Annotated in this window: 20 protein-coding genes; 10 read left to right on the forward strand and 10 right to left on the reverse strand. The window is 64.0% G+C overall.

The genetic code is table 11. The annotated features are described in order from the left end of the window. Positions 1–86: 86 nt before the first annotated feature. Positions 87–1,037 (forward strand): NAD(P)-dependent alcohol dehydrogenase, encoded by a 951-nt coding sequence (locus EOA33_RS05760; RefSeq protein ID WP_127405168.1) that lies wholly within the window; start codon positions 87–89, stop codon positions 1,035–1,037. Between the two features lie 15 nt (positions 1,038–1,052). On the opposite strand, the gene EOA33_RS05765 is transcribed toward EOA33_RS05760, so the two are convergent. From EOA33_RS05765 to EOA33_RS05780, 4 genes are all read right to left on the reverse strand, one after another. Further along, on the reverse strand, positions 1,053–1,760 hold the full coding sequence (locus EOA33_RS05765) for an LssY C-terminal domain-containing protein (RefSeq protein WP_126058731.1): 708 nt from the start codon (positions 1,758–1,760) through the stop codon (positions 1,053–1,055). A 73-nt stretch (positions 1,761–1,833) separates the two neighbouring features. After that, on the reverse strand, positions 1,834–2,700 hold the full coding sequence (locus EOA33_RS05770; RefSeq protein WP_127405169.1) for an extensin family protein: 867 nt from the start codon (positions 2,698–2,700) through the stop codon (positions 1,834–1,836). A gap of 113 nt (positions 2,701–2,813) precedes the next feature. After that, positions 2,814–3,854, reverse strand: coding sequence for an extensin family protein (locus EOA33_RS05775; RefSeq protein ID WP_126059387.1), 1,041 nt, complete (start codon positions 3,852–3,854; stop codon positions 2,814–2,816). 192 nt (positions 3,855–4,046) lie between these two features. Next, on the reverse strand, positions 4,047–4,472 hold the full coding sequence (locus tag EOA33_RS05780) for a DUF3775 domain-containing protein (protein WP_126058733.1): 426 nt from the start codon (positions 4,470–4,472) through the stop codon (positions 4,047–4,049). A gap of 201 nt (positions 4,473–4,673) precedes the next feature. Here EOA33_RS05780 and EOA33_RS05785 point away from each other — a divergent pair, with 201 nt between their 5' ends. Both EOA33_RS05785 and greA read left to right on the forward strand, forming a co-directional pair. Then, positions 4,674–5,207 carry a tetratricopeptide repeat protein gene (locus EOA33_RS05785; protein ID WP_126058734.1) on the forward strand — a complete coding sequence of 178 codons (534 nt, stop codon included), beginning with the start codon at positions 4,674–4,676 and terminating at the stop codon, positions 5,205–5,207. Between the two features lie 283 nt (positions 5,208–5,490). Further along, on the forward strand, positions 5,491–5,964 hold the full coding sequence (gene greA / locus EOA33_RS05790; protein WP_126058735.1) for a transcription elongation factor GreA: 474 nt from the start codon (positions 5,491–5,493) through the stop codon (positions 5,962–5,964). 138 nt (positions 5,965–6,102) lie between these two features. Here greA and waaC read toward each other — a convergent pair whose 3' ends face one another. The 3 genes from waaC to rfaD are packed head-to-tail and all read right to left on the reverse strand — an operon-like array spanning position 6,103 to position 9,001. After that, positions 6,103–7,074: a lipopolysaccharide heptosyltransferase I gene (waaC, locus tag EOA33_RS05795; RefSeq protein ID WP_126058736.1), complete on the reverse strand. Its 972-nt coding sequence runs from the start codon at positions 7,072–7,074 to the stop codon at positions 6,103–6,105. After that, positions 7,071–8,078: a lipopolysaccharide heptosyltransferase II gene (waaF, locus tag EOA33_RS05800; protein WP_126058737.1), complete on the reverse strand. Its 1,008-nt coding sequence runs from the start codon at positions 8,076–8,078 to the stop codon at positions 7,071–7,073. Before waaF ends, waaC begins: the two co-directional genes overlap by 4 nt. Next, positions 8,051–9,001 (reverse strand): ADP-glyceromanno-heptose 6-epimerase, encoded by a 951-nt coding sequence (gene rfaD, locus EOA33_RS05805; protein ID WP_127405170.1) that lies wholly within the window; start codon positions 8,999–9,001, stop codon positions 8,051–8,053. The genes waaF and rfaD overlap by 28 nt, the downstream gene beginning before the upstream one ends. 101 nt (positions 9,002–9,102) lie before the next feature. Here rfaD and EOA33_RS05810 point away from each other — a divergent pair, with 101 nt between their 5' ends. The 5 genes from EOA33_RS05810 to EOA33_RS05830 all read left to right on the forward strand — a co-directional run bounded on the left by EOA33_RS05810 (position 9,103) and on the right by EOA33_RS05830 (position 13,067). After that, positions 9,103–9,522 carry a hypothetical protein gene (locus tag EOA33_RS05810; RefSeq protein WP_126058738.1) on the forward strand — a complete coding sequence of 140 codons (420 nt, stop codon included), beginning with the start codon at positions 9,103–9,105 and terminating at the stop codon, positions 9,520–9,522. Between the two features lie 26 nt (positions 9,523–9,548). After that, positions 9,549–10,184 carry a LysE family translocator gene (locus tag EOA33_RS05815; RefSeq protein WP_127400074.1) on the forward strand — a complete coding sequence of 212 codons (636 nt, stop codon included), beginning with the start codon at positions 9,549–9,551 and terminating at the stop codon, positions 10,182–10,184. A 151-nt stretch (positions 10,185–10,335) separates the two neighbouring features. Then, positions 10,336–11,820 (forward strand): D-glycero-beta-D-manno-heptose-7-phosphate kinase, encoded by a 1,485-nt coding sequence (rfaE1, locus tag EOA33_RS05820; RefSeq protein ID WP_126058740.1) that lies wholly within the window; start codon positions 10,336–10,338, stop codon positions 11,818–11,820. A 7-nt stretch (positions 11,821–11,827) separates the two neighbouring features. Beyond that, positions 11,828–12,400, forward strand: coding sequence for an SIS domain-containing protein (locus tag EOA33_RS05825; RefSeq protein ID WP_126058741.1), 573 nt, complete (start codon positions 11,828–11,830; stop codon positions 12,398–12,400). After that, positions 12,393–13,067 (forward strand): HAD-IIIA family hydrolase, encoded by a 675-nt coding sequence (locus EOA33_RS05830; RefSeq protein WP_126058742.1) that lies wholly within the window; start codon positions 12,393–12,395, stop codon positions 13,065–13,067. Before EOA33_RS05825 ends, EOA33_RS05830 begins: the two co-directional genes overlap by 8 nt. Here EOA33_RS05830 and EOA33_RS05835 read toward each other — a convergent pair. After that, on the reverse strand, positions 13,039–13,509 hold the full coding sequence (locus EOA33_RS05835; protein ID WP_126058743.1) for an Lrp/AsnC family transcriptional regulator: 471 nt from the start codon (positions 13,507–13,509) through the stop codon (positions 13,039–13,041). The genes EOA33_RS05830 and EOA33_RS05835 overlap by 29 nt on opposite strands. 247 nt (positions 13,510–13,756) lie before the next feature. On the opposite strand from EOA33_RS05835, the gene trxB reads away from it, so the two are divergent. After that, a complete protein-coding gene (gene trxB, locus EOA33_RS05840; RefSeq protein ID WP_126058744.1) occupies positions 13,757–14,731 on the forward strand; it encodes a thioredoxin-disulfide reductase in 975 nt (324 codons plus the stop codon). Between the two features lie 74 nt (positions 14,732–14,805). After that, positions 14,806–15,702 carry a LysR family transcriptional regulator gene (locus tag EOA33_RS05845; protein ID WP_126058745.1) on the forward strand — a complete coding sequence of 299 codons (897 nt, stop codon included), beginning with the start codon at positions 14,806–14,808 and terminating at the stop codon, positions 15,700–15,702. A 54-nt stretch (positions 15,703–15,756) separates the two neighbouring features. Here the strand turns inward: EOA33_RS05845 and EOA33_RS05850 are convergent, their stop codons facing one another. Continuing rightward, a complete protein-coding gene (locus EOA33_RS05850; protein ID WP_126058746.1) occupies positions 15,757–16,254 on the reverse strand; it encodes an isoprenylcysteine carboxylmethyltransferase family protein in 498 nt (165 codons plus the stop codon). A gap of 671 nt (positions 16,255–16,925) precedes the next feature. Beyond that, positions 16,926–18,932: elongation factor G (locus tag EOA33_RS05855; RefSeq protein WP_127405171.1), on the reverse strand; the 2,007-nt coding region annotated here is incomplete at its 5' end.

An 18,932-nucleotide genomic window follows, 5' to 3' on the forward strand; every position in this document is an offset into this window, starting at 1 on the left:
CAAATATACCGCATAGAGGCACTATTTTCCATAGTTTGATCGCTTAATTATTCCGCATCCCGATCAAAACGCGGAGGCGGACCGAGATGAGCATCAACATCAACAGATCCTGGCAGATGAGCGGGTTCGGCCTGTCAAAGCTGCAACTGGTGGACGGCAGGATACCCGAACCCGGCCCGCGCGATCTTTTGGTGCGCACCAAGGCGGTGTCGCTGAACTACAAGGACCGGATGATCGTGGACGGCGTGCTGATCCCCGACCTGGGCTTTCCCTTCGTGCCGACGTCCGACGCCGTTGGCGAAGTGGTGGCCGTGGGCAGCGATGTCCTCCGCTTTCAGGTCGGACAGCGCGTGCTCGGCCAGGTGCTCGCCGACTGGCCGGATGGCGATGCGCCGCCGGTGCTGCACAAGCACACGCTGGGTTCCTCGCTGCCGGGCACGCTGTCCGAATACGTGATCCTCGGCGAGGATGCCGCGGTGCTGGCGCCGCCGTCGCTGAGCGACGCCGAGGCTGCGACGCTGCCGATCGCGGCGCTGACGGCATGGTTCGCGCTGGCCGAGGCGACAAAGCCGGTGGCGGGCGAAACCGTGCTCATCCAGGGCACTGGCGGGGTGTCGCTGTTTGCACTGCAGTTCGCCGCTGCCTTCGGCCTGCGCGCCATCGTTACGTCAAGCAGCGACGACAAGCTCGCCAGGGCGAGCAAACTCGGAGCCTGGCAGGTGATCAACCATCGCAGCCAGCCGGCATGGGACGAGGTTGCGCGCGAGCAGACCAATGGCGCCGGTGTCAAGCACGTGCTGGAAATGATCGGCAGCATGGAGCTGAACTTTCCAATCCTGCCCTTCTTGCGCAATCGCCTCACCGTGCAAGGCATTTCTATCGGCCATCGCCGCAGCTTCGAGCGCATGAACCAGGCGGTCGAGGCGCTCGGCATCAAGCCCGTCATCGACAAAGTCTTCGGCTTCAACGAGGTGCCGCAGGCCTTCGATTGTCTGGAAAAAGGCCCGTTCGGCAAGGTCGTCATCACCACGACCTGACCTCCACCGGTTCCGTCACGGCAGCGGTTTCAATACCCCGATCACTGCCTTGCCGTCGGTGAAATACGGATCGCCGCCGCCGTTGCGGCCCGTTTTCGTCGCACCGATTCCGGCGATTTCGCTGGTCGAGGCCAGCATGCCGGCATTGGTGAGATCGCCGATCAGGAAGTCGCGCTCGGCATCGATGTCGGGGCCGATGTGATGGGTTATCGCCCCGGTGTCGTGGCTGAGGCCGACGCCGCGGTCGAAGCTCGCCGCACCCAGCCAGAGCGGGCGTCCGTCATCGCCAACCGTGTTGGTCTGCCAGAAGCGGACATGGTGGCGCTGGTCGGCACTGTCGCCGACCGGCCTTTCGAAGGCGAGATCCTGGGCGCGGCCTTCGAACAGCAGCCTGCTCATCGGCGCATCGGGATAGGGCCGGGAAAACAGCACGCTTTCGCCGATGTCGATGGCGGTTCTCAGCGTGATGGCGTCGGCCGTGTCCCAGCCGGCGACCGCAAAGGCGTGGACGACCTCCTTTTCGGTGCCGACAAGGCCGACATTGATCGGGTCGCCCGGAATGCCTTGCGGCGTATGCGTCACCATCTCGAAATGCTGCGTGCGGTAGCCGCGCTCGCGCCAGGTCCAGAATTCCGGCGCGGCGACGTAGGCCAACCCGAGATATCCGGCGCAAAGTGCCGCCAGCCAGATCGCCGCGCGCCGCCGAAGGCTTCGCTTACTCACGAGAGGCCACTCCCAAACGCATGCATCATTTTATGCGCCGTTGCATCGGTTGGGCAAAGGGAACCGCAGGTGGTCAGCGGCAGGCGCGATAGCCGCTCCTGCGGTTCTTTATGTCGAAATGGAAATGGTTGCGGTGGTCGTAATTATAGCCAGGGCCGAGCACCGTGGTGAAATACTGGCAGCCGTCGGCGCGGACATTGTTGAGGAAGCCGCGGGTGCGGAAGGCGAACAGGCCGGGCTTGCGCACGTCGATGTCATCGCCGTTGTTGAGCTCAATGCTCATCACGTCGAGCGCGTTGCCCTTGCCATGTTCCGACAAGACACCTTCGCCCGCGATGTTGCGGCAGGAATAGCTGGATCCCTGGTGGATGGTCTTCACGCCCGAAAAATACCGCCAGCGGGCGGCCGGCACGAGCTCGTTCCTGGTCCAGGTGGCGAAGGTGGCGGCCATGTTGCAGGTCAGCGTGGCGGAGGGCTTCATCCCGACGCTGCCGATGGCCGAGACCCTGACCGGATAGTCGATGCCGCACTGGCCCTCATGGATCGGCTGCACGTCGGTGTATACGACGCCGAGGCGCCGCAATTCGTTGCGGCAATCGACTTCGCTCTGCGGCATCTGCTCGGCCGGCGACATCGGCTCGTCCATGCGCGGATAGGCGGCGGTCATATAGGGGTTGGAGGGGACGAGGCGCTGCATGCCGGTATATTGGGGCGCGGAATACTGGGGCGCGGAATATTGGGGCGCGGAATATTGGGGCGTCTCGGGCATGGCGGCGGTCTGGCTGCCGACGTCGACGGCCGGCTGCAGCGCAAACACATCGCCGGTGTTGCAGGCCGATACGGCCGCGATGGCAAGCAGCATCACCTGCCTGGCGGCAACGGAGCGCGCACGATTGTTCTGTCGCGCCATGGCAGGCATGGCGCCAAGTCTTCCGGCCATCGAAAGGTATCCTGTCCCCGGATGGCACAAGTCTAGTCGGCAAGAGTAAAGGAAAGATCAGCGCCCGCATTCACGCCTGGGGCCGAATTGCGGCGCCTGTTCTTCGCATCCACTCACTGGCAGAACGTTCCGCCATGGCGGCGCTGCTCGAGGTCGAAGTGGAAATGCAGTGCATGGTCGGCATCGGCGCCGGGACCGAGCACGGTCTTGAACGGCCCGCAGGCGGCCTTGCGCACACTGTTCAGGAATTTTGCATCCTTTTCGGGCGGCACTGGGCCGATCTCGACCTTTCGTCCGTCGGACAGCGTGAAGGAGGCGATGTCGAGCGCATTGCCGAAGGCATGCTCCGACAGCTTTCTCGTTCCGTTACGCGGGCGGCAGACAAACGCCGAGGCCTGGGTAATCGATTTGAGATCTACGCCGAATTCGGCTTTCGCCGCCGGCTGGATCACATCGACGGTGAAGCGGGCGGCAGCCTCGGCCATCTGGCAATTGAGTTCGGTGCCGGAGCCGATGCCGACAGATTTGCCGAGCGTTTTCAAAATGATAGGGTAGGGGATCGAACAACCGATTTCCGGATTGCTTTCCGCCTTATGCTCCTCGAATTCGACGCCGAGCGCCTTCAGCCGCTCGCGGCAGGCCACTTCGTCCTGAGGCATCTTGTCGGCAGGACGATCGGCCGATCGCGGATCGGGCAGCATTTTGTTGTTGTCGGCATCAGCCGGTTTTTCAGGTGGCTTCGGTGCGACAGCGGGCGGTTCGGCCACCGGCTCCGCGGTGTCGGGTCTTTGTGTCGGAATCGGCACCACGGTCGGCGGCTCAGGCTCGCTTTCGATATCGGGTGACGGCTCCGGCCCCGAAGGCTCGGGACGTGCCTGCTTTCCCTGACGAGACTTTTCTTGATTGAGCCGGTCGGCTGCGCCAGCGGGCTTTGGACCTGCAGCCTTCTGCTCTTCCGTCGTTGTCGCGTCGGCCTTTGGCGCTTCCGCTGGACGCGGCTCTGGCACCGGAACATCGGCGGGCGAGGTCGGCTGGTCCTGCCTTTGCCATTGCGTCTGCTTTGGTGCGATATGCCGCTTGCCCCGCGATCTCTGGCGGTGCTTGGCCCTCGGCCGTAGTGGCTGATCGGCCCGCTGCGTCAACGGCTGCTCCATACGCGGTGTCAGCGGCTGCCTGTGACGATGCCTGGCGTCGGCCGGCGTCGCTAGCAAGGTTGCCGCCAGCAAGGGCAGCGTCAGTCTGCAAAATCCGGAAAAGCTCAGCGTTGCCATCGGCCGGAAACGGCGCCGGCACGGCAAAGTTGCCCTGGAGGGGCGGCGTCGCGATCACAATCGGTTACCAACGCGTTACGCGCCGATCGCTTCCAGCCCTTCCTCCAGCCAGTCGGCGAGCAGCGGCATGCCGAGCAGGTATTTGGCCGTGCGCTTGTTGGCGCGCTCGCGCGCGGCGGCCAGCGCGTCCGCCCACTCCGAGGCGTCGTAGTCGCCGCGGCCGACCCAGGCCAGCGCGATGAGTTCGGCCGCCTCGTCGACATTGAGGTCGTCGATCAGTTCGCGCAGTTCTTCCTCGGTGAGGTTTTCCGAGCTTTCCTCGACGAGACCGTCATGATGGTGGCTGTCATGCGTGTCGCCGTCGAACTCGATCTCGTGCTCGGCGCCGTCGGCATAATCCTCATTGACGGCCGCGCTCAGCGCCTTCGCCTTGAGAATGAACAGGCGCACGGTGTCGGGACCGATCGAAAGCTCCCATTCCCGTTCGAGGCGCTGCTGCACTGGCCTTCTCCGCATCCTCCGTTGGCCGTTTGCCAGGATGATAGCCGATTTGTAGCGCGCGTCACGTGGGGTTCGGTCGTTTCCGGGCAAAATGCTGGAGGTCGGGGCTGAGGCGCAGGTTTTCAACGCCCCTCGTTTTTCCGGGATGAAACCGCTGACGGTCGGCGTTAGTATCGCATTGTCACGCTCCAGGAGGCTTCCATGCGCAGACGTTTGCTGATTCAAGTCATGGCCATCGCGGCTCTGCCGCTCTTTGTAGCGCCTGCCTTCACGGCCGGCGAAGGCGGTGGTGGCGGCGACCAGACTCCGAAGTGCAAGAAGGGCGAGGTCTGGGACAAGAAGAAGCAGAAATGCGTGACGCCTAAGTACGGCATGCTGGACGACGACAATATCTACGAAGCGGGCCACGACCTGGCGATGGCCGGACGCTATGACGAGGCGATCGCCGTGCTCAGCCTTGCGGCCAACAAGCAGGATCCGCGCATCCTCAACTATCTCGGCTATTCGCATCGCCATTCCGGCCGCATCACCGTCGGCCTCGGTTATTACGAGGAAGCCTTGCGCATCAATCCAGACTATACGCTGGTACGCGAATATCTCGGCGAAGCGCATCTCCAGATCGGCGACCTTGCCGGCGCCCGCGAACAGCTCAGCGAAATCGAGAAGCGCACCGGCAAGGGCTCGCGCGAATACGGCATGCTGGCCGAGCAGATCGACCATTTCCTGAGAAGCTGATTCGACCTCGACACCTTTCCGGCCGGCCGCGAGCGATCACGGCCGGCCTTTTGTTGCCGCGCCGGCAAATGATTGCTTTCGCGGCGATCGCCCTTGCGAAAGCAGCGGATGATTTTTCAAGACCGGATTTTTTGGCGTGAAAAACGCGCAAACATTGCTATATTCAGGCAAATTGCGGTGAAACGGTTCCGTTAGCCCAAGGCTGCCGGACCGTTTTCTTTTTGTACCCATCGACAAGGGCCATCCCCGAAAAGCGGGGGTGGCGGCAGGAAAGGTCAGGCATATGAACAAGGTCCCGATGACAGGCGAGGGGTTCGCGTCATTGAAGGAAGAACTGCGCTGGCGCCAGCAGGAAGAGCGGCCGCGCATCATCGAGGCGATCTCCGAGGCGCGTTCGCATGGCGACCTTTCCGAAAACGCCGAATACCACGCGGCCAAAGAGGCGCAGAGCCACAATGAAGGCCGCGTCAACGAGCTCGAGGACCTGATCGCGCGGGCCGAGGTGATCGACGTCACCAAGCTCAGCGGCGACAAGGTCAAGTTCGGCGCCACCGTGGTGCTGGTCGACGAGGACACCGAGGAGAAGAAGACCTACCAGATCGTCGGCGACCAGGAAGCGGACGTGAAGTCAGGCCGCATCTCGATCTCCTCGCCGATCGCGCGCGCCCTCATCGGCAAGGAAGTCGGCGACGCCATCGAGGTCAACGCGCCCGGCGGCGCGCGGGGGTATGAGATCGTCCAGGTGCAATTCATCTGAGGGGCTTTTGATAATTCCACTCTGGTGGCCGACTAGCGCGGTTTTCTGTGCTTCCGGTGCCCACGTACTTTAAGTACGCTCCGCGCCGGTTCTCGAAAACCACGCTATTCGACTCACCAGAGCGAATTCTGAAAAGCCCTAAACCGCCTCTGATCTGAGCCTAAGCAACCGCTCGGCTTCCCCGATCACCTCGGCCGGACTTATCGGGTTTCCGGGTTTCGCCAGCAAGGTCGATGAAAACGGCCCGCGCGGGCCGGTGAGGCCGGGTTCGGTGGCCAGGAAGACGGCGACTGTCGGCAGGCCGAAGGCGCTGGCGAGATGGGTGAGGCCGGTGTCGGCGCCGACGACCAGCGCCGAACGGCCGATGGCCGCGGCGATTACCGCCAGCGGCGATTTGGGCACCAGCGCCGCCTGCGGCACTGCCTTGGTGATCGCCTCGGCCACGGCCTTTTCAGGCCCGTTCGACCAGGTGACGACAGGCGTCATTCCCTTCTCAAGCAATAACCCGGCGATCTCGATCCAGTCCTTGACCGGCCATTTCTTGTCCTCGCGGCTGGTGCCGTGCAGCAGGAAAGCGGTCTTGCCGCTGGTGCCGGCCAGACCATCCGCCGGCGGCACGATGCCGGACTGGAGCCCGGAGAGATCCGGCTGGTAGCCGAGCGCCAGACCGAACAGCCGCCGCGTCCGCTCGATGGCGTGCAGGTCGCGCGGCACTGCGTAGCGGTGGTCGTAGAACAGCGTCGCCGACGGTTCGCGCGCGCTTGCCCGGTCGAAGCCGGCGACCGGCGCTGCCGCCTGCTTCGCCACCACAGCGGACTTCAGCAGCCCTTGCGCATCGATGACGAGGTCGTAGCTCGCGGCGCGCAGGGCACAGCGCAGTTTTGCCGCCTCATGCCAAGTGTCGCTGTTGAAAAGCCGCTTGCGCCAGCGCCGGATTGCCACCGTGTGGATGATGCCGATCGCCGGGTGCAGGGCGACGATGCCGGCAAAGGCTTCCTCCACGCACCAGTCGAAGGAGACGTCCGGGCGGTGGCGGCGCGCATCCTCGACAGCCGGGAAGGTATGGATGACATCACCCATCGAGGATGTCTTGACGATCAGGACCTTCATGCGGCGGCCGGCATTGCCAGCAGCCGGTCCACTGCCGCCGCGACCCGCGCGACGTCGAGCGTCTTCAGGCAGTTGAGATGGCCGAGCGGACAGGTCTTCTGGTGGCAGGGCGAGCAGGACAGGCCGAGCCACACCAGCTCGGCGTGCTCGGAGAGCGGCGGCGTGTTCTCAGGGGAGGTCGAGCCGTAGACGGCGACGATCGGCGTGCGGACGGCGGCGGCGACATGCATCAGCCCGCTGTCGTTCGACACCGCCAGCCGTGCCGCGGCGATGAGGTCGATGGCGTCCTCCAGCCGCGTCTTGCCGGCTAGGTCGACGGCGCCTGGCGCGAGCGCGGCGATCTCGGCCGTCACCTCGGCGTCGTTCCTGGATCCGAGCAGCGCGACCTTGAGGCCTCTTGCCATCATCGCGCGCGCCAGGTCGGCGTAGCTTTCGCTCGGCCAGCGTTTCGCTGGGCCGAATTCGGCGCCGGGCATCAGCGCCACAAAGTTCTTCGCGCTTAGGCCCGAGCGGTCGAGCAGGGCAGCCTGGCTGACGGCATCGATGGTGAGCTTCGGGGCCTGGAAGGTGCCGCCGCGGGCAAGGCCGAAATAGGCGCGCGCCGTGCGCCGCTTCACCGCGTCGGGCAGCGGCACGATGTCGGTGAGCAGGCCGTAGCGCATTTCCCTGAGGTTGCCGACGCGGCGCGGAATGCGGGCAAAGAACGGGATCAGCGCCGACTTCCAGCTTCCCGGCAGAATATAGGCCATGTCGTAACGGCCGCGCAGCAGGCGGCCGAACCGCCTGCGGATGCGGAATTCGAGCGCGCCGGGCTTCATCGGGAAATCGATCTGCTGGCGTATCTCCGGCATGCGCTTGACGAGCGGTGCCGCCCAGGCCGGCGCCAGCACGTCGATCGCGGCGTTCGGATACTGCTCCTTCAGCGCCGAGAACAGGCACTGCGCCATGACCATGTCGCCCACCCAACGTGGGCCGATCACGAGGATCGCTGGGCTTTCAGCCATTCGACATAGTCTCTGACACCGGTTTCGACAGTCCGGAATTGGCCATTGTAACCGGCCGCGCGCAAGCGGGACATATCAGCTTGGGTAAAACTCTGGTAGCTGCCCTTGAGGTGGTCGGGGAAGTCGATGAATTCGAGCCTGCCCCTGCCGAGCGTATCGATGACGGTCTCGGCGACGGCGCGGAATGGCTGGGCGCGGCCGGTGCCGCAGTTGAAGATGCCGCTCGAGCCGCGCTTCCACAGCCAGAGATTGACGTCGGCGACGTCGCCGACATGAATGAAGTCGCGGCTTTGCTCGCCGGGTCCGAACCCGTCATAGGCGCCGAACAGCTTCGGGTTTTCGCCGCGCTCGACCTGGTTGAACAGATGGAAGGCGACCGAGGCCATGGCGCCCTTGTGCGCCTCGCGCGGTCCGTAGACGTTGAAATAGCGAAGCCCGGCCACCTGCGAATGATCGGTGTCGAAGACGGTGCGGCGGACATAGTCGTCGAACAGTTTCTTGGAATAGGCATAGACGTTGAGCGGCCGCTCGAACTGCTGTTCCTCGCGGAACTCGCTGCCGCCGCCATAGACCGATGCCGAGGAGGCGTAGAGGAAGGGCACGCGCAAGGCCAGGCAGGCATGCAGCAGCCGCTTCGAATAGGCGTAGTTGACGTCCATCATGTACTTGCCGTTCCACTCGGTGGTGGTCGAGCAGGCGCCCGGGTGGAAGACGGCCTCGACGCGGCCGAGCCCGCCATTCTCCAGGCGTGCGAGGAAATCGTCCTTGTCGAGATAGTCGGCGATTTGGAGGTCGGCGAGATTGGCGATCTTGTGGCCGTCGGTGAGGTCGTCGACGACGAGGTTGTCGCTGTGCCCCTCGGCGTTGAGCGCGGCGACGATGTTGGAGCCGATCATACCGGCGCCGCCCGTGACGATGATCATGAAGGCCTCTGGTTGCTTCCGATTCCGGTCCTTATAAGGGAGGCAGTATGGGCTGTCGATAAAGCCGGCAGCGGTTGGTCTAATCGCAGCAGGACTGGTGAATGGCAGGAGATCCTTCAGCTATGCCAACCGATAGACATGGCGTGGCGGTGTTTGTCGGTTCCTACGTTCGGATGGTGTCCCTGCCGGACGAGAATCGTGGAAAACCGATCGAAAAGGTGCGCAGGTCATCGATCGGACGCATTTGCCGAATTGTTGAGCCGTACGAAGGGACATCGACGAATGGCATCCAAATCAGCAGTGGCGAATTTCGGCTCCACTACGCTCCCCTTTCTCTCGATGGTATCCAAGGAATCTCGTTTTACGCAGCTCCGACGGACATAGAGCTCGTCGCGGCTACAGAGGAAATGCTGCTGCTCTATAGCGAAGACATCTGGCAACTTGTCCGGCCTTTCGGTGAAAAGCAGGACACCCCGACTTTCGAGCGGCTGGTGGCAGCGTTCGGTTTCTCAGAAGTTTGAACATCATCATTCACAGGAGCAAGGCAATGCCGTCGAGCGAACTGCTCATCGCGTTTTTCGCCACCACGGCGATCTTCGCCTACATTCCCGGTCCTGCCATGCTCTACGCGGCGGCGCAGACGATGGCGCGCGGGCGCTGGTCAGGTTTGACGGCGGCGCTCGGCATCCATCTCGGCGGCTATGTGCATGTCCTTGCGGCGGCAGCGGGTCTTTCGGTGCTGTTCCATGCCGTTCCGCCGCTCTACATGGCGGTCAAGCTCATCGGCGCGCTCTATCTGATTTGGCTCGGCGTCTCGCTTTTCCGCGCCAGGACGCAAGGCGGCGACTCGGCGCTGCCCGCCATCGAGCGGAAATCGGCCCGCCGCGCCTTTTTCGAGAGCATCACCGTCGAAGTGCTCAATCCCAAGACGGCGATCTTCTTCATGGCGTTCCTGCCGCAATTCATCGATGCCTCGGCGGCATTTCCGGTCTGGCTGCAGTTCGTCATCCTTGGCACCCTCGTCAACCTGATGTTCTCCTCCGCCGACATAGCGTGCGTCTTCCTGGCCGGGGCGATGATCGCCGGGCTGCGGCGTTCGAGCCGCGCGCAGCGGCTGATGCAGCGCGCGGGCGGCGCGGTGCTGGTTGGTCTCGGCGTCCATGTCGCCCTGCAGAAGAGCTGAACGGCCGGCCGGGGTTCTGCGGCGACCCGTCCCCCGGCCGCCGTTGCGCTGGCTCGAATTGCGGTATATCGGCTTCGCCATGAACGACCGTCCAGCCATTTGAACCCCGAACCATCCTCAGAAACGGCTTTTTCCGCGCGTTGCCAGTGACATGATCAATCATCATCTGCCTTCCCCGGAACCTTTGCACCGCGCCATCGCGCGCTTTGGCGGCGTCACCGTGCTGGTGGTCGGCGACTTCATCCTCGACCGTTTCGTCAGCGGCGTGATCGAGCGGATCTCGCCGGAGGCGCCCATTCCGGTGCTGCACGGACGTGGCGAGATGCTGGCGATGGGCGGTGCCGGCAACGTCGTCTCCAACATCGTCTCGCTGGGCGCCGCCGCAATTCCTGTTTCGGTGATCGGCGCCGACAAGGCGGGCGACGATCTGATGCGGATGCTTGGCGAGCTTGGCGCCGAGACATTCGGCCTGTCGCAGCAGCGCGACCGCATGACCTCGTCGAAGAGCCGCTTCAGCGCGCTCAATCAGCAGGTGTTGCGTTTCGACGAGGAGGAGGTGAAGTCGCTCAACGCCGCCGAGCGATCGACGCTGGTCGAGCATTTCCGCACGGCCCTTGCGCGCGCCGACATCGTCATCCTGTCCGATTACGGCAAGGGCATGCTGCTCGACGGCGTCGCCGGCGAGCTGATCTCGATCTGCCGCGAGGCGGGAAAGCCGGTGCTGGTCGATCCCAAGGGCCGCGACTATGCCCGCTATGCAGGCGCGACGGCGGTCACGCCCAACCGCAAGGAACTCGGCGAGGCCGTGGGGCGCGCGGTGTTTGCCGATGACGAGATCGTGGCGGCGACGCGGGAACTGATCTCGGCGCATGGCTTCGACTTCGTCGTCGCGACGCGCAGCGAAAAGGGCATGAGCGTCGTCGAGCCCGACGATGCGCGCCACATCGCCACGCAGGCGCGGGAGGTGTTCGACGTCTCCGGCGCCGGCGATACTGTCATCGCCACCTTCGCGCTCGCACTCGCGGCGGGCGCCGACCGTGTGCAGGCCGCTACAATCGCCAATGCCGCCGGCGGCGTCGTGGTGGGCAAGCGCGGCACGGCGCGGCTGACGGTCGAGGAACTGACGGGGGCGCTGTTCCGCTCGCATGGGCCGGTCGCGCACAAGGATGCCATCCTCGACGCCGCCGCGGCAGCCAGGATGGTGGCCGCGTGGAAAGAGGAAGGGCTGACAGTCGGCTTCACCAATGGCTGCTTCGACATCCTGCATGCCGGCCATGTCAGCCTGCTGCACGCGGCGCGCAGCCAGTGCGACCGGCTGGTGCTCGGCCTCAACAGCGATGCTTCGGTGCGCCGGCTGAAGGGCCCGGGACGTCCGGTCAACGACCAGCACGACCGCGCCTGCGTGCTGGCGGCCCTAGCCTCGGTCGACGCCGTCGTCGTCTTCGAGGAAGACACGCCGCTGGCGCTGATCGAAGCCTTGTTGCCCGACATTCTGGTCAAGGGCGCCGACTATACGATCGACAAGGTGGTCGGCGCCGACGTGGTGCAGAAGGCCGGCGGGCGCGTGGTGCTGGTCGACCTCGTCGCCGGCAAGAGCACGACCGGCACCATCGGCAGGATGCGCGCTACCAATTGAGGGTTTCATGTCCGCACTGAACGACTATCTGGTTCGCTCGGCGGCCGCGCTTACGGCGACGGTCGAACGCGACCTTACCGCCGAGATGGAACGCGCCGTGAGCACGGTCGTCACCGCGCTGTCGCAAGGCAAGGCGCTGCTGATCTGCGGCAATGGCGGCTCGGCTAGCGATGCCATCCATATCGCCGGCGAGCTGGTCGGCCGCTTCCTCAAGGAGCGCAAGGCCTACAATGTCATCGCGCTGCCGGCCAATGCGGCGGTGCTGACCGCCTGGGGTAACGACTACGGTTTCGACACGGTTTTCTCGCGCCAGGTCGAGGCCCATGGCTCGCAAGGCGCCGTGCTGCTCGCCATCTCGACCAGCGGCAATTCGCCGAGCATCCTGGCTGCCGCCGAACAGGCTCGCATGATGAGCATGACGGTGATCAGCCTGACCGGCGACACCGGCGGCAAGCTCAAGCCGCTGACCGACATCCTGCTCAACGTGCCGTCGATCTCGACGCCGATCATCCAGCAGGGGCATCTGTGCCTCTACCATTATCTGTGCGAGGCGGTCGAAGCGCGTCTCAGCAATGGCTGATAGCAAGCCGCCGTATCCGCTCGATGAGCCCGGTCTTTGGGTTGAGCGGACTCGCGACAGGACCTTTGCGACTGGCCTGCCAGCGATCTTTCTCGACCGCGACGGTACCATCAATGTCGACACCGGCTATCCGAGCGATCCCGCTGATATCGTGCTGCGGCCGGAAATGCTACCGGTTATCCGAACGGCCAATCTTGTCGGTCTTCCCGCAATTATCATCTCGAACCAATCAGGTATTGCGCGCGGTTATTTCGGCTGGGCTGAATTCGCCGCCGTGAATGCCAAGCTGCTGGCACTTCTCGAAGTCGAGCAATGCCGGATCGATATGGTGTTCGCCTGTGCGTACCATTCGAGTGGCACGGGTGAGCTGGCGATGGGCGATCATCCGATGCGCAAGCCCAATCCCGGCATGCTTTTGCGTGCTCGTGATTTGTTGGGTGTGGACATTGGTCGATCGATCATCGTTGGCGACAAGGCCGACGACATGGAAGCCGGTCGAAGGGCCGGGCTGGCGGAAGGCTGGCTGGTCGGCGGCAGGTTCAACAAAAAGGCCGCGGACGGCAGTTTTGCGATACGCAAGCTAATGACGGGCAATGATTATCGCAGATTGTGCGACCTAATTGCCGGGTGGGCGCGGTTTAGAACGCCACCAGGCCCTCATCCTTGACGCGACGGATGGTGAGCGCGGTGCGCACGGTATCGACATTCGGCGCCGAGGCCAGTTCCTCGATGACGAAGGTCTGGAAGGTGCCGAGGTCGCTCGCCACGCAGTGCAGCAGGAAGTCGGATTCACCGGATACCATCCAGGCGTCGCGCACGATCGGCCAGCCGCGCGTGCGCTCGGCGAAGGTCTTCAGCTCGGCGTCGGCCTGATGATGCAGGCCGATGAGGCAGAAGGCGACGACATCCATGCCGAGCGCCGGCGCGTTGAGCAGGGCGCGGTAGCCGCGGATGATGCCGGCCTCCTCCAGCCGCCGGACGCGGCGCAGGCAAGGCGGCGCCGAAATGCCGACGCGGTTGGACAACTCGACATTGGTCATGCGCCCGTCATCCTGCAGCTCGCGCAGGATCTTCCAGTCGATGGCGTCGAGATCAGCTTTGAGCGGCATGGTCGGCTTTCGTGCGCGCAAGAATCTTTCGTGATTTTGTAATTAGACTTTCCGATGCATGCCATCCCTCCGTCCGACGATTTTTGACCGGAGGGTGAGAGATATTGCCGGCTATGCCGGCGCAGCTTTCCGGGGACGAATCCCAACCCGCCTTGCTGGCGCCGCGGGCAGCACTTACATTACGCGCGACAATCGGGCGGGATTTCCTTTAATCAAAATCCTTGGCTGCCCTCAGCAGAGAGCTTTCATGACCACCAAGCACGCGCCAGTCCTCATCATCGGCTCCGGCCCAGCCGGCTATACGGCGGCGATCTATGCCGCCCGCGCCATGCTGAAACCCATGCTGGTCGCCGGCCTGCAGCAGGGCGGCCAGTTGATGATCACCACCGACGTCGAAAACTATCCGGGCTTTGCCGATCCTATCCAGGGTCCATGGCTGATGGAGCAGATGCTGAAGCAGGCCGAGCATGTCGGCACCGACATCGTCAACGACATCATCACCGAGGTCGACCTCAACGTGCGGCCGTTCCGGGCCAAGGGCGATTCCGGCACCACCTACACCGCCGACGCGCTGATCATCGCCACCGGCGCGCAGGCGAAATGGCTGGGCATTCCCTCCGAGCAGACCTTCATGGGCTTCGGCGTCTCGGCCTGCGCAACCTGCGACGGCTTCTTCTATCGCGGCAAGGATGTCGCGGTGGTCGGCGGCGGCAATTCGGCGGTGGAGGAGGCGCTCTATCTCTCGAACCTCGCCAAGAGCGTCACCGTCATTCACCGGCGCGGCGACTTCCGCGCCGAGCGCATCCTGCGCGAGCGGCTGTTCAAGAAGGAGAATGTGCGCGTCATCTGGGACACGGTCGTCGACGAAATCACCGGGCAGCCCGGCAAGGCGCCGCTGCCGCCTTCGGTGGAAGGGCTGACGCTGCGCAATGTCGTGACCGGCGAGGTGACGCGGCTCAAGGTCGATGGCGTGTTCGTGGCGATCGGCCATGCGCCGGCGGTCGAGCTGTTCGTCGGCAAGCTGAAGCAGAAGCCGAACGGCTATCTGTGGACAGCGCCGGACTCGACCCGCACCGACGTGCCCGGTGTGTTCGCCGCCGGCGACGTCACCGACGACATCTACCGGCAGGCGGTGACGGCGGCCGGACTCGGCTGCATGGCCGCGCTCGAGGCTGAAAAATATCTCGCCGGGATCGAGGTGCACCGCGAGGCGGCGGAATAACAAAACGGCTGAGAAAAGCCGTTTAAAAGCCTGATTTTTCATTCAGACGCCAGAAAACGATACGAGGGGAAACCATGGCGCTGGACTGGGACAAGCTTCGCGTGTTTCACGCTGCGGCGGAGGCTGGGTCGTTCACCCATGCCGCCGAGACGTTGCACCTGTCGCAGTCGGCGATCTCGCGTCAGGTCAGTGCGCTGGAGCATGATGTCGGCGTGGCGCTGTTCCACCGCCACGCGCGCGGCCTGGTGCTGACCGAGCAGGGCGAAATGCTGTTCCGCACGGCGCACGACGTGCTGATGAAGCTGGAGACGATCAAATCGCGGCTGACCGAGGCCAAGGATCGGCCGTCCGGCGTGCTGAGGGTGACGACCACGGTCGGTCTTGGTGCCGGCTGGCTGACCGAACGCGTGCAGGAATTCATCGAACTCTATCCCGAGATCAGCCTGCAGCTGATTCTCGCCAACGAAGAGCTCGACCTCACCATGCGCCAGGCCGACTGCGCCATCCGGCTGCGTCAGCCGCAGCAGCCGGATCTCATCCAGCGCCGCCTGTTCACCGTGCATTTCCATCTCTACGCGGCGCCCTCCTACATCAGCAGATACGGCAAACCGGCCTCGATCGCCGAGCTTCGGAACCATCGCATCGTCACCTTCGGCGTGCCGGTGCCGTCGCACCTGTCGGAGCTAAACTGGCTGGAGACGGTCGGCGATTTCGAAAATGGGCAAAGAGTGCCGACGCTGCAGATCAACGACATCCTGTCGATCAAGCGCGCGGTGCAGGGTGGCGCCGGCATCGCCATGCTGCCCGACTACGTGATCAACAAGGATTCGGGCCTGATCCAGCTCCTGCCGGAGACGGAGGTGCCGTCCTTCGATACCTATTTCGCCTATCCGGACGCGATGAAGAACCAGGCCAAGCTGCATGTCTTTCGCGATTTCATCATCGCCAAGGCGCGCAGCTGGTCCTTCTAGGGTGCGTCGAAATCCAGGCGAGACCGGCCTGACCTGAACCTCCGGTTTGTCGGATCACCCGCGCCATGGCGTCAGCCGCGGCAGCCAGCCGGGGACGGCGCGACGGTAGGCCTCGTACTCGGCGCCGTAGCGACGGGCGAGCGTCGGCTCTTCGTAGAGCCTGACGAACGAGACCATGGCGGCGCCGACCACGGCGCCGTAGGCGACGAGCGTCCAGCTCGAGAACAACAGCGCCTGGCCGAGGATGATCGACAGCACGGCGACGTACATCGGATTGCGCACGTAACGGTAGATGCCGCTGACAACCAGCCGTTCGGTCGGCGCCACCGGGGCCGGCGTGCCAAGGCCCTCGAGCGCGAAGCGGGTGAAGGCGTGCAGCAGCATGGCTGTCGCTCCCACAACCAGCACCCAGCCGACAGGAACGAAGGCCGGCACCGTCGACAGCGGCAGCTGGTAGCGGTTCGTCAAAAGAAAAGGCGCCAGCCCGGCAACGACGCCGGGGGCCACGACAAGGAACAGCGCGCTGCCGGCGATTGCTGAAAATGTACGCATCAGGCGCCCTTGCCGCAAAAATGGACTGGGGCTGCTCGAATCCACATCATTTGGCGGCGTTCGCATTTTCCGATTGGAAACGACCCTGATGAAGGTTTCGGCAGCGACTTTGACTCTGAGTCGCGCTCGATTCCACCGATTTTCCTGGTCCTATTGAGCCCGGTAGTGGGTTGGACCACAGCCTGCGCCTTTTTGCATGCGTGTGTTGCAAAATAGATGCTTGTTTCTTGGGCATGATGAGCACATATATAGATCATCTCCTGGGCGCGTTCTCCTCCCATTAGCGCCCTCGAGTGTTCCCCTCTGGAGGTTAGCCTCAACAGGCACTTCCAATCAAACTCAGCCGGATCTTTATTGATCCGGCTTTTTTGTTGCCCGCAGTCCACGGATGCGGCGGAAAATCGATCGGCACTGCCACGTAACAGTGACATGTAACCTCTGGTAACATGGCGAAGACGCACTCTATCGAATAAGCAGATCATAGGACGCGGTTTGGTCGGTCCGGGAGATGGGGGCATCACTCGGACGGACCGGGCTCAGGCGGCTACCGCGTCCGAACCATTTCCCGCTGCGGCGGACCTGCCGTTTGCCTCCCAGGAAGACGGTCCGCAATAAGAACGGCGTCCGGATAGTCCGGGCGCCGTTTGCGTGTCTGCCACAACAAGTCCCGTTCAGGCAGCCTTGCCGCTGGCGTTCATCGCTTCGTCGGCCAGCCGGCCGGTAAGCTCGGCCATGTGGTCAAAGGCTGCCCGATAGCTGGCGACGCCGGCGGTTGCCGAGCGCAACTCGATGATCAGATCGCCGATCTCGGCCTGCGGCATGGTCGCCTCGACGACATCCCATCCCGGCCAATCAGGCCGCGCGTCATAACCGAGGATCTGGCCGCGCCGCTGCGGGATCAACGCGATGATCTTCGATGTCGCGTCGGACGGTGTGACGATCTCGACCTTCATCACCGGCTCGAGCAGCACCGGCGAGCAGGCAGCCATGCCCTCCTTCATCGCCAGCTTGGCCGCCATCTGGAAGGCCATGTCGGAGGAGTCGACGGCATGGTACGAGCCGTCCGAGAGATTGACTGCGACATCGACCACGGGGAAGCCGAGCGGTCCCGATTTCAGATAGTCGCGTATGCCTGTCTCCACCGACTGAATGTAGGTCTTCGGCACCACGCCGCCGGTGATGGTGTCGGTGAACTGGAAGCCAGTGCCGCGCGGCAGAGGCTTGATCTCGATCACCACGTCGCCGAACTGGCCGTGGCCGCCGGACTGCTTCTTGTGGCGGCCGCGCTGCTGCGCCGGTTTGCGGATCGTCTCGCGATAGGGCCCGGCCGGAGCGTGGCCCTCGACCGGGATCTGGTTCTTGCCCTCGAGCCGCTCGCGCACGACCCGCAGGTGCATTTCGCCATGTCCCGACAGCACAGTCTCGGCGGAGTCCTGGTTGTGGCGCAGGCTGAGCGAGGGATCCTCCTCGGCCAGGCGCTGGATGGCGGCCGACATCTTGACCTCGTCCTTGCGCTCCTTCGGCCGCAGCGCGAAGGCGAACACCGGCTGCGGTGGCTCCAGCGTGACCAGCGGCTTGCTGCCGCCCTTGACCGAACTCAGCGTCTGGCCGGTCTTGACGTTGTCGAGCTTGCCCAGCGCGACGGTGTCGCCGGTCTTGGCGGAGGCGAGCTTCAGCTGATCCTTGCCAAGCATCTTGTAGATGCCGGAGACCTTGGCGCTTTCGCCGTTCGAGAGGTAAAGCTCGGCCGCGTCGGCGAGCTGCCCGGACAGCACCCGCGAGACCGACAGCTTGCCGCCATGGGCGGTGTGGATGGTCTTCATCACCTGGACAACGGTCTGGTTGCCGTCGGGCGCGCCAAGGCGCTTGCGGGTCGCCTCGATGTCGGGCGCGTCATGGCGGATCGCCTTCAGGAGACGCAGCACGCCATTGCCCTTCTCGGCGGTGCCAATCAGCACCGGCGTCACCGCGCCGGCGCGAAGATCGGCGGCGAGATCGTCGAAGATGGCATCCTTCGGCGGTTCGATCTCCTCGAGCAGCTGCTCCATCAACTGGTCGTCATGGTCGGCGAGCGTCTCCAGCATGGAGAAGCGGGCTTCCAGCTCACGAGCCTTGTCGTCGCTTGGGATGTCAGCGACCTGGCTTTCGGCATATTCGCGGTAGATGTAGGCCCGCTCCAGCGCGAGATCGATCGAACCGATGACGACACCGTCCTTGCGCAGCGGAATCTGGCGCAGCAGCAGCGGCACCGAACTTGCCGGCTGCAGCATCTTCAGCGTGTCGCGCACTCCGGCGATCGCCTTGTCGACCTTGTTCAGGAACAGGATGCGCGGCACGCCAAGATCGTCGAGCTTGCGCATGATGAGCTGCAGCGCGGGGATCTTCTTCTCGTCGGCTTCGGCCACGACAACGGCGGCATCGCAGGCGGCAAGCACCGGTTCGGCCTCGAAGGCGAACTCGATCGAGCCGGGACAATCGACGAAGGTGAGCTGCTCGCCCATGAATTCCGTGGTGGCGAAGGTCGCCTCGACGCTCATGGCGTGGGCGCGGGCCTCGGCCGAATGATCGGAAACTGTGCTGCCTGATGAAACGGGATTCTGGCGGGGAATGGCGCCCGTCCGGGCGAGGATTGCTTCGAGAAGTGTCGTCTTACCGCTTGCGAAGGGACCGACTATGGC

It is taken from the genome of Mesorhizobium sp. M4A.F.Ca.ET.050.02.1.1, assembly GCF_003997725.1.
GTDB lineage: Bacteria > Pseudomonadota > Alphaproteobacteria > Rhizobiales > Rhizobiaceae > Mesorhizobium.